This window comes from Paenibacillus sp. NRS-1760, assembly GCF_050467785.1.
GTDB lineage: Bacteria > Bacillota > Bacilli > Paenibacillales > Paenibacillaceae > Pristimantibacillus.
The window spans coordinates 274,147-287,578 of the sequence record NZ_JBITPK010000007.1 but is presented as its reverse complement, the minus strand read 5'-3'; the positions used below and the strand labels follow the sequence as shown (position 1 = coordinate 287,578).

General features: G+C 43.7%; 9 protein-coding genes. 4 read left to right on the top strand and 5 right to left on the bottom strand.

What is annotated here, in order from left to right:
* Window positions 1-1,020: 1,020 nt before the first annotated feature.
* Entirely contained in the window at window positions 1,021-1,758 is a 738-nt protein-coding gene (locus ACIFSR_RS05315) for a class I SAM-dependent methyltransferase (protein ID WP_339206539.1), read from the bottom strand.
* A gap of 222 nt (window positions 1,759-1,980) precedes the next feature.
* Complete coding sequence (locus ACIFSR_RS05310) at window positions 1,981-4,224, bottom strand: AraC family transcriptional regulator (RefSeq protein WP_430055543.1); 2,244 nt, start codon at window positions 4,222-4,224, stop codon at window positions 1,981-1,983.
* Window positions 4,225-4,569: 345 nt separating this feature from the next.
* Between ACIFSR_RS05310 and ACIFSR_RS05305 the strand changes: the two genes are divergently transcribed.
* From ACIFSR_RS05305 to ACIFSR_RS05290, 4 genes are all read left to right on the top strand, one after another.
* Entirely contained in the window at window positions 4,570-6,585 is a 2,016-nt protein-coding gene (locus ACIFSR_RS05305; protein WP_430055541.1) for a beta-galactosidase, read from the top strand.
* A 256-nt stretch (window positions 6,586-6,841) separates the two neighbouring features.
* Entirely contained in the window at window positions 6,842-7,765 is a 924-nt protein-coding gene (locus ACIFSR_RS05300) for an ABC transporter permease (RefSeq protein WP_083682713.1), read from the top strand.
* A gap of 43 nt (window positions 7,766-7,808) precedes the next feature.
* Window positions 7,809-8,702: a carbohydrate ABC transporter permease gene (locus tag ACIFSR_RS05295; protein WP_339206543.1), complete on the top strand. Its 894-nt coding sequence runs from the start codon at window positions 7,809-7,811 to the stop codon at window positions 8,700-8,702.
* 64 nt (window positions 8,703-8,766) lie between these two features.
* The gene (locus ACIFSR_RS05290) at window positions 8,767-10,374 is read left to right on the top strand and encodes an extracellular solute-binding protein (RefSeq protein WP_179089946.1); all 1,608 of its coding nucleotides are present in this window, start codon (window positions 8,767-8,769) and stop codon (window positions 10,372-10,374) included.
* A gap of 60 nt (window positions 10,375-10,434) precedes the next feature.
* Here ACIFSR_RS05290 and ACIFSR_RS05285 read toward each other — a convergent pair whose 3' ends face one another.
* The 3 genes from ACIFSR_RS05285 to ACIFSR_RS05275 all read right to left on the bottom strand — a co-directional run bounded on the left by ACIFSR_RS05285 (window position 10,435) and on the right by ACIFSR_RS05275 (window position 13,304).
* Entirely contained in the window at window positions 10,435-11,415 is a 981-nt protein-coding gene (locus ACIFSR_RS05285) for an alpha/beta hydrolase (RefSeq protein ID WP_430055537.1), read from the bottom strand.
* A 281-nt stretch (window positions 11,416-11,696) separates the two neighbouring features.
* Entirely contained in the window at window positions 11,697-12,401 is a 705-nt protein-coding gene (gene deoD / locus ACIFSR_RS05280) for a purine-nucleoside phosphorylase (protein ID WP_076271628.1), read from the bottom strand.
* Between the two features lie 186 nt (window positions 12,402-12,587).
* Window positions 12,588-13,304: a Crp/Fnr family transcriptional regulator gene (locus ACIFSR_RS05275; protein ID WP_339206546.1), complete on the bottom strand. Its 717-nt coding sequence runs from the start codon at window positions 13,302-13,304 to the stop codon at window positions 12,588-12,590.
* Window positions 13,305-13,432: the final 128 nt, after the last annotated feature.

Here is a 13,432-nt window from a genome sequence, read left to right as displayed (position 1 = left end):
AAAAAGGCCAACCAGAAGATTCTGGTTGACCTGATTATACGAATGGCTGCCGTTAGGCAGCCATTTTACTTTTAATTGGTTTGTTGCCGATGGAACAATTGCCTCCGCAAACCACAAACCACAAACCACAAACCGCAAACCGCAAACCACACGACACAATCTGCAAAATGAATGCCACAGAACCAACCATCATCATTCAAAGATGAACTCTGAATGCTACAAGCGTAACGAACACCAGACACCTTATTGGCGATAAATCTGACTGTTTTTCAATCTAACGAACTCAGCACCGCTTATTTTGCGATTTTCCACACGTTTGAACGCATTTTTGTGTAAATAACGTGGTTTAAGTTCGTTAGAAAACAAATTGGTCTCAAAAGTGGAAAATAACGTGGTCTGAGTTCGTTAGCAACGCCGTGCCGCTTGTTTCGCGATTTCCCACACATGTTTGAATGTTATGACACAATCTGCAAAACGAATGCCTCAGAACCAACCATCATCATTCAAAGATGAACTCTGAATGCTACAATCGCGTAACGAACACCAGACACCTTATTGGCGATAAATCTGACTGTTTTTCAATCTAACGAACTCAGCGCCGCTTATTTTGCGATTTTACACATGTTTGAACGCTATTCTGTGTGAATAACGTGACTTGAGTTCGTTAGAAAAGAAATGGGTCTTAAAAGTGGCATATAACACCATCTGAGTTCGTTAGCAACGACATGCCGCTTATTTCGCGACTTCCCACATGTTTGGAAGCATTTTTGTGTAAATAACGTGACTTGAGTTCGTTAGAAAACAAATTGGTCTTAAAAGCCACAAATAACGCCATCTGAGTTCGTTAGCAACAATGTGCCGCTTATATAGCGGTGATTTTCCACACGTTTGAATGCTATTTTGTGTATATAACACCATCTGAGCTCGATAGGGTGAAGCCAACGCGACTCAAGCGCCGATTACACCGAAGAATCAAAACAATCGGTGATTGAGTCGTATCATAAATGTGATGTTTCTATGTTAGTTGGAAGCTTTTTGCGCTGAGATAATCAGGAACATTGGTCTGCGATTCTCATCAAACATCAGCGGGTTATTCATCATTTCCTCCGAAGGCATTGGTTCCTTAATGGCTTTTAACTCAAAGCCGGCGCTAATAACGTCATTCATATATGTTGAAACGGTGCGATGATATTTAATCACATTATCGGTTAGGAAGGAGGTTTTGCGTAAGCCTTCTGACTGATATTGATCAACTGGCCAGTGCAGACGGTTTCCATGGTCATCATAATGCCAATCTTGTTCATCACGAGAAGTGAATATAGGGTGCTCCACTGAAAAAATGAAGGAGCCTCCCGGCTTTAGACAAGCATGTATCTTTTTGCACAGGGCCTCAAAGGATTCGATATAGTGAAAAGCTAATGAGCTGATAACGATATCAAATTGAGAATCTGAGAATGCGATATCTTCAATTGGCATTTGTATGTAAGTAATGGCGGCGTCATTCGTTTGTTCCCGAGCTTTTTGCAGCATGTTCTCAGAAATATCAACACCTACGACTGAGCTTGCTTGCTGTTCACGAGCATAGAGGCAATGCCAGCCGAAGCCGCAGCCTAAATCAAGCACGCTTTTACCACTTAAGTCTGGCAGTAAGGATTTGAATACATGCCACTCTCCCGCAGCTTCAAGTCCATGGGTGGAACGAGCCATTTCCTTATATTGTGAGAAGAAAGTTGAATCATCATATTTATTTTGTTTCATTCCATTGTACCCCCATATACTAAAATAGCCTTCACCAACATGCTAACTGAACTTTACTCATTTATCAATAAACCTGGCTTTGCACTACTGCTCTATGTTAAAAACACGCATTACTAGCCTAATATAATAAAATACCCCTTTCTGCTCTACATAAAGCAAATGAAAGGGGTATATTATAAAGAATCGAACTGCGTTGCGATTATTTGCAGAGAGAAGATAGTGTTAGCCCAGCTTCGTTTTACGATAATCGGATGGTGTAACGCCAAAGCTCTTCTTAAACATTCGGTGGAAGTAGGAGCTGCTCGTATAGCCGCTCTTTACCGCGATATCTACGATCGACAAATCGGTATTCTCCAAATGCTCCTTCGCACGTTCCATACGTACATTATTAATGACATCAACAATAGTAGCAAGCGTCTGCTGTTTATATACCCGGCTCAAGTAGATGGAGGACATGTCTAATTCATCGGCAATCCAGTTCAGGCTCAGATTCGGGTTCGCGTATTCCTTTTGGATAAGATCGTTAATCTTGCGAATTAGATCACCTTGTTTGGTGGAGCGCTTCATGGAAAGCTTCATTTGAATGTCATCGAATAAGGAGAAGAAAACTTCATTAAGCTCATTAATCGTTTCAAAATGATCCGGCGTTGGAATATGGATGCTCAAGCTCGCCTCTACGTCCAGACTGTTGTTTTTCTGAATCGTGAACAAAATATTGTTGACGGTCATCGTTAGATGCGAGATGGCGAGCTGAACGACATGGATCGGATATTGCGCCGTCTCCTGTACGATTTCTGCAAACAGTTTTTTGGCTTCCTCGGTCTTTGAGGTCATTAAGGCATCGGTTAATTTCCGCTCTTTGTCAGCGGGGAAGATATATTCCTTCGATTTCAGAGCTATGATATCCTGTCCGTTAATTAAAGAGCCAAGACCATAAAACAAGCGATGCTGCGATGCCTCCTTCACCAGCTTGTAATGGGTAGAGAGCTGCTGTGCCTGATAGGCCTCAGGGCTATACGTAATTGAGAGACCAATTTTCAAAAAGTCCAACGAGGAACGCTGAATTTTGGCAAGCATGTTTCGAAGCATCTCGTCATCAAGCTCATCGGATTCGTCGGGCCGACCTAGAAGCATAATGACATAATCGGCATCCATATCGACGGTTTCTACACGATAATCGTTATGAGCAATCTCGGAAGCGATATTCATAATGGCAAACTTATAGACATGCATATCGTCGCCGCGATTTTGCTTCAGAGCCGCGAGCTCGTCAATTTTTAAGAGGACGACGCGGTAACGCGCATGAAAGTCGAAAGTGATTCCGCTGACCATCAGCTTCTGCAGCTGTGCGTTTGTTTGCAGCGATTGCGAGCCTTGGATAAGGCTGCGCAGCATATTTTGCCTAATGGTATAGGAACTGTTGCGTTTTTCTGTTTCGAGAATATTCATCTTATTCATAATTTGATGAATAGGACGATACAGCATTAGAGAGAGCAGCCACGAGATAAGCAAGCCGATGACCAAAATGATGACAGCAATCATGATCGTTGTATTTCGGATGGAATAAATAGCTTTAGTTACATGCTTGTATGGTGTCACACGTACGTATTGCCAGTCCAAGGAATCGGGCGAAGTATACGAGATAAGAGACTTCTTTCCGTCAAAGTCGGCAACAACATAACCAGATTCTTTGTTTTTAATCTTTTCATTAATGATGCGGTTATCCTCGTTGCTTAGTTTTTTAGGTAAAAGGGTATCACCGGACAACAGAAGGTTCTGATTGTCGAGAATATAGGATTTACCCTCGCTGTCGCTCTTATTGACGCCAATGTCTTTGTTGATCCAAGCGGAAGAAATATTAATAATAACAGCAGAATTAATCGTCTGCGTACGACCGATAGCATCATAACCTAAATAGGTATAAGCCTTCGTTAACTGCTCACCGGTGAGATTAACCGTTTTATACGTTCTCGGAATAGGCGTGAACGGACGATACTCCTGGTAGTTATCGAGAATATCAAGTATCCCTTTATCCGCAAGCTCCTCTTTATTGAACGTGCCCCCTTCGGCTTGACGGCTGGCAGTGTAAAACAAGCCATTGGCCGAATTGTACACATAAATGGATTCAATGAACGGCATAGAGTTCAAATAGTTGTTCAATTCGTTCATCGCTGCCGTAACATCATAGATGTTAGGGTCATTGTAGAACATTAGCTTAGAGACACTGAAGGTTCGATAGATTTGGAAGGAGAGGGACTGTGCGCTCTCGGTCATACTGATAACTTCTTTACTCGTTTGGGTTAGATTGCTGACGTCTGACTGGTAGGCTTTCTTCAAATCGATCTGCATGTAAGTGAAGAAATTAAACAAGGAGGATACCATTAGAGTAAGCACGATGCACAAAGTGATCGTGAACAGCAGCTTACTGTATAGTTTTCCGTTGTTTTTCAATTGAACAGCTGGCATGTTGGCTCCCCCTTTATATATGTAGAACATTTTGGAATTAACATAGTTAACTATATTAGCGTAAGCGCTTCCCTATATAGCCAAACGTTGATCGTGTGCCTTTTAGGAATTAGTTTGAATATTTCACTAGTCAGCTCTCTGATACAAGGAACATTATAATCTTCACTAGCAGCTTGGTGCAATGAACCAAATAAATGAAGGTGACTGAACTTGATTTTATGGAGTGAACAATATAAACCACAGTGAACTTATCGGCGAAATGCTGGAAGTTGGATGACAACGGAGTGCTTTATCCGTTAGAATGTCACGGAATATGGCGCTGATGGCAGAAGGGACCGTGAAGATATGATTAATACGAAGCTGAAGCAGATTTGGTATGGAGGAGATTATAATCCGGATCAGTGGCCGGAGGAGATATGGCATGAGGATATGCGTCTGTTTAAAGAAGCGGGAATTAATGTAGTAACGCTTCCTGTATTCAGCTGGGCGAAGCTGCAGCCATCGGAGGATACGTATGATTTTGGATGGCTGGACAAGCTGCTGAACCTCATCGCGGAAAATGGGATTTATGCTTGTCTCGCCACATCAACCGCTGCACAGCCGGCATGGATGTCGCGCAAATATGAGGATGTGCTGCCTGTTGATGTGGACGGAAGGAAGCGCACGCATGGTGCACGTACGAACTTTTGTCCAAACAGCAAGACCTACCGCAGATTATCGGGTCAGCTGGCACGTAAATTAGCCGAGCGATACAAAGATCAACCGGCACTACTCATTTGGCATATTAACAACGAATACGGCACGCATTGTTATTGCAGCAGCTGCGCGGCAGAATTCCGTGAATGGTTGAAGGTGAAATACGAGACGATTGAGCGGCTGAACGCGGAGTGGAATATGAGCTTTTGGGGACACACCGTCTACGAATGGGAGGAAATCGTACCGCCATCCAATTTAAACGGAGATAACCGTAATTTCCAGCCCATGGCGATTGATTACAAGCGATTTATGTCCGATTCTATTCTCGGCTGCTACCAAATTGAATATGCGGAGCTGAAGGCGGTTACGCCGGATATTCCGATTACGACGAATATTTGGGGCTTATTTAACGGTCTTGATCTGAAAAAATGGGGCGAAGCGATGGATGTTGTCTCTTGGGACAGCTATCCGCAAATGAATGAGCCTATGGGCAATGTGGCAATGCGCCATGACTATATGCGCGGCTTAAAGGACGGCAAGCCCTTTATACTGATGGAGCAAACACCGAGCCAGCAAAACTGGCAGCCTTATAATAGCTTGAAGCGTCCCGGCGTGATGCGGCTTTGGAGCTATCAAGCCGTTGCGCATGGCGCTGACACGGTTATGTTCTTTCAGCTTCGCCGCTCATTCGGGGCATGCGAGAAATATCATGGTGCGGTTATCGAGCATGTCGGTCACGAGGATACGCGAGTATTTCGTGAATGTGCTGCGCTCGGGCGTGAGCTTGATGAGCTTGGCGATCGTTTGCTTGATTCGGAGGTTCATGCCGAGGTCGCGTTATTGTTCGATATTGATACGTGGAACGCAGTAGAAATTACGAGCGGACCGAGTGTTGATCTGAATTATTTGGATCAAGCGCAAAAGTATTACAAAGCATTTTACGATCAGAATGTGGCGATCGATGTGCTCAGTCCGCTGAGCGATTTCTCCAAATACAAAATTGTTGTAGCTCCCGTGCTATATATGTTAAAGCCAGGTGTTGCTGAGCGAATTGAAGCGTTTGTACAAAATGGAGGCACCTTCATCACTACCTTCTTCAGCGGCATCGTCAACGAGAACGACTTGGTTACGCTTGGCGGATACCCGGGCAAGCTCCGCAATTTGCTGGGACTATGGGTGGAGGAGATTGACAGCCTGCTGCCTGAGATGCGCAACAGTGTTGAAATTGGCGAGGTATTCGGCCATGTAGCAGGAACGTATGAGTGTGGTTTGCTATGTGATCTTCTTCATCTTGAGGGAGCGAGAGCGATCGGGACGTATGGCAAAGATTTTTACGCGGGCATGCCAGCGCTGACGGTAAACGCATTTGGTTCAGGTGAAGCCTATTACGTAGCTACAGCGCCGGAACAAAAGCTGTTAGCGGATCTGATCCAAACGTTGTGTGCAAAACATCAAATTGTTGCTCCGTTCACAGCGGCAGCAGGTGTAGAACTCGCGCAGAGAGTCAAAGGGGATCAGGTATATACATTTGTTTTGAACCATAACAGTCATCAATCGACGATTTCTCTCGAAAATGTGAGCTATTTCGACCTATTAACTAATCGTCAGGTGAGTGGAACGGTAGAAATACAGCCGCATGGCGTTATGATTTTGCAAAAAGCATAAGCCATGATTCTAAAAACCACGATTTCGTTCGTCTCGAATGACACTTCGAGCAGACGATCTTGTGGTTTTTTTGACGCCTATTCCGTGTGAAATGGCTTGTTAATACATAAAAGTTTAAATCGTTCACTGTTCATTTCGCTAATTCGTTCACTGACTTTGCAATCTTACTCTTTCTCCCAAAACAGGGGCGGCGTACAGTGAGAACAGCAGACAACACGAAATAGAAAAGAACGCTTTGAGAGGAGACATCATCTGCATGTTGAAAAAAAATGGAGTGCTTAGGGAGCTTGTAACGAATCGTATACTCTTCCTTATGTTATTGCCGGCGCTTATCTTCTTCCTAATTAACTCGTATGTTCCAATGGTGGGTATCTACTACGCTTTCACAAGGTTCGACTTCAACACAAGCTTGTTCAATAGCCAATTCGTTGGACTCGACAACTTCAAGTTTTTATGGAAATCGGGGGTTCTCGCAAGACTAACCTTAAATACGGTCGGCTATAACATCGTATTTATTCTACTCGGAAACGTGCTCGCCATCGCGCTTGCCATTCTATTAAGCGAGCTGCGCTTGCAATGGTTTAAGAAGCTGACGCAATCGATCATGTTTCTACCGTATTTCGTGTCCTTCGTTATTCTTAGTGTCATCGTTTACAACGTGTTCAACTATGAGAGCGGATTTCTGAATTCGACGCTGAAGTCATTCGGATACGAATCATTGGACGTATACAATACGCCATGGGTGTGGGTGTTCCTTATTATCATCTTCTACCTGTGGAAAAATATAGGGTACAGCATGGTTATCTACCTGGCATCGATTACTGGAATTAGCGAAGAGTATTATGAGGCTGCCAAAATCGACGGCGCGAACATTTTCCAGCGTATCTGGTACATTACCGTTCCGATGCTGAAGACAACATTCGTTATGCTCCTGCTGTTCGCACTCGGAAGTATCATGAAAGGCCAGTTCGACTTGTTCTACCAGCTGATCGGCAACAACGGCGTGCTTTACAATACGACAGATATTCTCGATACGTATGTGTACCGTTCACTGAAAGTGACGTTCGATATCGGCATGTCGACAGCCGCTGGTCTATACCAATCGCTATTCGGCTTCGTTCTTATCATGACCGTCAACTATATCATCAAGAAAATCAACGACGAGTACGCATTGTTCTAAACGATCTGAAGCAATCGCTATCAGCTAACTGTAGGAGGTACCCATGAAAATCAAAGACGACAATTATATGAAATGGTTTAGACTCATCGCTTTTATAGTCATCCTCATTTCAACTGTAGCCTGCTTGTTTCCGTTCCTGCTCATTATATCTGCTTCTTTTACGCAAAATGAAGCCATTATAAGAGATGGCTACCATCTCATTCCAACCGTGTTTTCATTTGAGGGTTATGCGACGGTGTTCCGTTTTCCGAAGCAGGTATTGCAAGCCTATGGCGTGACCACGCTAACCACGGTTATCGGGACGACGCTTGGATTGTTCCTGATGACGATGGCTGGATACGTCCTGCAGCGCAAGGATTTCAAATATCGAAATTTCTTTGCTTTTATGATTTATTTCACAACGCTGTTTGGCGGCGGACTGGTGCCTTGGTACATCCTAATGACCAAGTATTTGAAGCTGACTGACAAGCTTGAAGTGTTGATATTGCCGGGTCTTATGACGCCTTTCCTTATTATTCTGATGAAAAACTTTATCCGCTCCGCAGTACCGGATGAGGTTATTGAATCGGCAAAAATTGACGGCGCAAACGACTTCACCATATATAGCCGGATTGTGCTTCAGCTGTCGATGCCCGGCATCGCAACCGTAGGTTTGTTCCTGGCGCTTCATTATTGGAATGACTGGTTCACTTCCTCGTTGTTTATTAACGACACGACGAAGTACCAGCTGCAATATTACTTGTACAACGTTATTAATGCGATGAGCTTCGTTGCGCAAATGGGCTCGGGAACTGGCGTCTCGCTAGGCTCCGACATGCCGACAGAATCAACGAAGATGGCGATGTCCATTATCGTTACAGGACCAATCCTGTTCCTGTATCCGTTCGTGCAGCGTTATTTTGTAAAAGGATTGACGATTGGTGCGGTTAAAGGTTAGAACTAGACAAGGGATCAATCATTCCACGTTTAGCTAACATAGATAAGAACTTATTAAAGGGAGGATTCACATGACTAAGAAAGCAGCAAAAGCGGTCTCCATGTTTCTATCCATCATCGTGCTTATTACAGTACTAGCAGCTTGCGGATCGAATAACAATGGAAACAGCGGCAGTAGCGCCACCGATGCTCCAAAAGACACAGAGGGTACAACTAACGAAGGCGCAACGAATGAGGGCGGCGAAAAATCAGGTATCGATACGTCGAAAAAAGTGGAATTGCAATTTTATATGTTAGGCGATGCTCCTAAAGATATCGCTTCTATTCAAGAGCAAGTCAACAAAATGGCATTGGAAGATTTGAATGCTACCGTTAAATTCAACTATACGTCTTGGACAGATTGGGATCAAAAGTACAAGCTATTGCTTGGATCAGGCCAACAGGTTGACTTGATCTTCACAGCGGATTGGACGCAATACCAATCGTACGCGAAGAAAGGCGCTTTCCAAGCGCTCGACAAGATTCTTCCCGTAGCAGCGCCTACGCTTAACTCTTACGTGCCAGCAGATATGTGGGAAGCTGTAAAAATCGACGGTCAAATCTACACGGTTCCAGCTACGTACAAGGAGTATGTAACGGATGGTTTTGTATGGCGTGAAGATCTTCGCGAGAAATACAATCTGCCTACACCAGTAGATATTGCAACGTTCGAGCAATACCTAGATGGAATCAAGAAAAATGAACCAACGGTTACACCGCTTTCGATGAACTCGGATGTGAAAACAAACCTAATGGATCGTTTCATTGGTATTTCCCACTCTCCAGTTGGTGCGCTGCCATACGGTATCGGCATCGACTATGCAACACCTAATGAAGTACATTCCTACTGGGGTTCAGATGAGCAAGTTCAAGATTTGACGGTAATGAAGCGTTGGCAGGATAACGGCTACATGGTGAAAAACGTGCTGGCTGTTAAAGATACGCTGCAGGATCAAATCACAAGCGGCAAAGCTGCAGCAATTATTGGGGACAACCCGACTCGCTATAATGATATGGTAATCAAAATTCAAGCAACTCACCCGGATTGGAAGCTGGGCTACCACCCATTCCCAAAAACAAATGGAATTGCAACGCCAGTTCACCCAATCCACAACGGTTTCGCTATTCCAGCTAGCAGTAAAAACGCTGAGCGCGCGCTTGCGTTCTACGAGAAGCTGGTTACGGACAAACGCTACAACATGCTTACGCAATACGGTGTAGAAGGCAAAAACTATGAAGTAAAAGACGGCTATTACTCGATGATCGGCGATTCCAATTCCAACGGCTTCCCTCGTGAGGGCATGAATGGTTGGGCATGGAGAAACCCTGAGTTCATGCTGTTCGACAAAAACTATGATGGCGTAAAAGCGATCTTCGATGAGCTTGATAAAATTCAAGTACCTGATAAATTCACAGGTTTCGCAGAAGATTACACACCTTACCAAGCTGAGAGAGCAGCACTTGAGCAAGTAGAGAAACAATACTTGTTCCCGCTGAATGCAGGTCTCGTGAAAAACGTAGAAGATGGCGTAAAAACGTTCATGGAAAAAGCAAAACAAGCAGGCCTTGAGAAAATTCAAGCGGAATACACGAAGCAATGGCAAGCGTATGTTACGGAGCAAGGCATTAAATAAGACCGTTTAAGAAAACAGATCATTCCTCTTAGGAGGATGATCTGTTTTCTTATAGCTAATTTATTCTAATGATTCAGCATGACCTGCCAATTGAAGCAGCTCATCAACAACAATGCTTGGCTGATAGCTATGGAGGGAGTGGGAGCTGCCTTTCACGATGGTTTGCTTGCCGGAAACAGACCATGAAGGAAGCGCTGCTTCACTGTCTGCCCATGACTGATCATCGTCCAGCTTGCCAAAATAGTCCGCAGTCAATACTGTAATGGGAATTTTCAACGGTTTTCCTCCCTCAAGCACCATTTTGGCATTCTCTCGGCTTTGGCTCATTTCATCCGTCATATTTCGGTTTCCAGTCCTTAGCAGCAAGGCTTTGCGGTTTAATTCCTTCAGCTCCTCCGGCAATAGCTTCTCCCCGTTGCTTTCATCGGATAGCCATTTTACGAAGCCATCCACATGATACAAAGCCCTCAGTATGCCAAACGTCCGGAGTCCTTTTTGCATCCAAGGAATAAGAGTAAGCTCAGGGCTGGACTTGTAATATTCAGGACTTCCGCCCTCTATAAGCAGAATACCCTTTACTTCTTCTGGAAAACGTTGCGCATACCGGATGGTATCCAGAGAACCCATTGAATGGGCGGCAAAAATATAAGGTGGTTTCTGCCCAGAGACCTGTAGAAGCTCATGAATCTCGTCGGTAATCATGTTGATGTCCCGCTTTCTGTCTGTCGTGTTACTGTATCCGTAACCGAAACGGTCATAGACCGCAATCTTCACATGCTGCTTCAGTCCTTCATACAAAGGATAAAAATCAGCGTAGGGATTCGGCGTTCCCCACCCTGAAGCAAAGACGATTGTTGTATCACCTATACCTTCCGAATAGAGATGCATTTTGCTGCCTGCTACATTATACAGTTTCCCGGTAGGTCTATATGTTTTTCGGTCCTGCTTGGAACCGTACCATTGATAAGCGGCTCCGAGACCTGCCAGCACCACAAGAATGACGAGCAGGGAAAACATAATTTTGCGAACAAACCTCCACATGTTGAGCTTCTCCCTCTATATAAAAATTACCATATTTATCTAATATATAGAGATCTAAAACAATTTAAAACGGACTTTAGTAAAGGAGATGCCCCGTCTTTGGTCTGGTCAGCTGACTGTAAGAGCTAAGGAACGTAATGTAGTATGGAAGAATTGAATTCATCGCTATGTAGGCATTATGCAGAGAAAGAGCTCGATTCCGAAGTGGAATCGAGCTCTTTTTTTAAATCCAATGTATAGGTTGATGAGCTGTGACAGGTTTCTGATTGTTAGTAAAAGATTTATTTAGCTACGGTTTCTAGTGCGACTTCAATCATATCGTTGAAGGTCGTTTGTCTCTCTTGTGCAGTCGTTTGTTCTCCAGTGAGAATATGATCACTTACCGTTAGGAGGCTGAGACCTTTTACGCCGAATTTAACTGTTAAATAATAAAGTGCGGCTGTTTCCATTTCTACTGCCAATACGCCATGGCGGCCTAGCTTGGTCACGGCATCTTTGTCTTCTGTGTAGAAAACATCAGAAGATAGCACGTTACCTACGCGCAGGTTAAGGCCTTTAGCCTCTCCAATTTCATAAGCGGTTTTAATTAGATCAAAGTTTCCAATCTGAGGGAAGTCAAACCCAGGGAATTGGTTGCGAATGATAGCCGAATCGGTAGCCGCTGCTTGCGCAATAAGAACATCGCGGAGATTCACATCATTTTGAATAGCGCCACATGTTCCGATACGAACGAGATTTTTGGCACCATAATCGTTGATCAATTCTTGAATATATATGGACGCAGAAGGCATACCCATTCCTGTACCTTGAATCGATACTCGGTTGCCCTTATATGTGCCTGTAAAGCCTAACATGCCACGTACATTGTTGTAACAGACGACATTTTCGAGGAAGGTCTCCGCAATATACTTTGCACGCAGCGGATCTCCAGGTAATAAGACGGATTCTGCAATTTCGCCAATCTTTGCTTCAATATGAAAACTCATGTGAATTCCCTCCAATGTTTCTTATCGTGCATCACAAAAAAGAATGCACGAGAATCATAGCATGATTCGATATCCACATTATGTTAAAGGGATTACTATACTTTTGTGAACTGGTTCACAAAATAACTGTTAGCGCAGTAACGGAAATAAAGCGCTGTCATTTGTATTATTAGGTGCACGGCATCGTTAAATGTTATTCCACTTACGCATTGCAGGAAGCTCTTCTGTTTCATTACAGATCGATTCTATCATTTCCTTATCAAGGAGGTATAAGTACTTATCACGAATGTCGATCAGTCCTTCGGCTTGAAACTCACCCAGCGTTTTGGAGATGGATTCTCGCGTGACTCCGAGCATGTTGGCGAACAAGGATTGATTAATTTTTAAATCGATTTTGTATGCGTTATCACTGGCGACTCCATAGTTGTAATAGAGATCCATAATGAGATTAACTACTTTTCCACGTACGTCATGGAAGGTCAAATAACGAATCATGCGATTGAGCATCCGAGTTCGCTCTACAAGAATTTTGTAAGCGTTTCGCAGGATGGAAGGATATTGATCCACGAGCTGCAGGAAATCCCGTTTTGACAGCAGCCAAACGTTGACGTCTTCTAAGGCTTCTATGGATGAGATCCGATGATTGTCGCTGGAGAGGGCTTCTACTTCTCCAATGATATCACCGGCACTAGTAATACTCAGAACGACTTCTTTTCCTTCGTACATGCGATAAATCTTGATCATACCTGAGCGAATAAGATAAACCTCGTCACTTTGGTCATTTTCAAACATTAGAACATGATTCTTCTTGAACCGTCGTTCTTTGAGCAATGGGGTTATTTTTTGCAATTCATCCTTAGGAATGTCCGAGAAAATCGAGATGTCTGAGATGTTGTCGATCATAAGAATTTTCCTTTCGCATTTCAATATTTAAGCAACTCTTAGGTAAGAGATTGCGAAACGGCTAGAAACGTATTGTAGCATGGATTGAGTGGAAAATAGCAATGCATTGCCTTAGCTTTTTTTTGAGA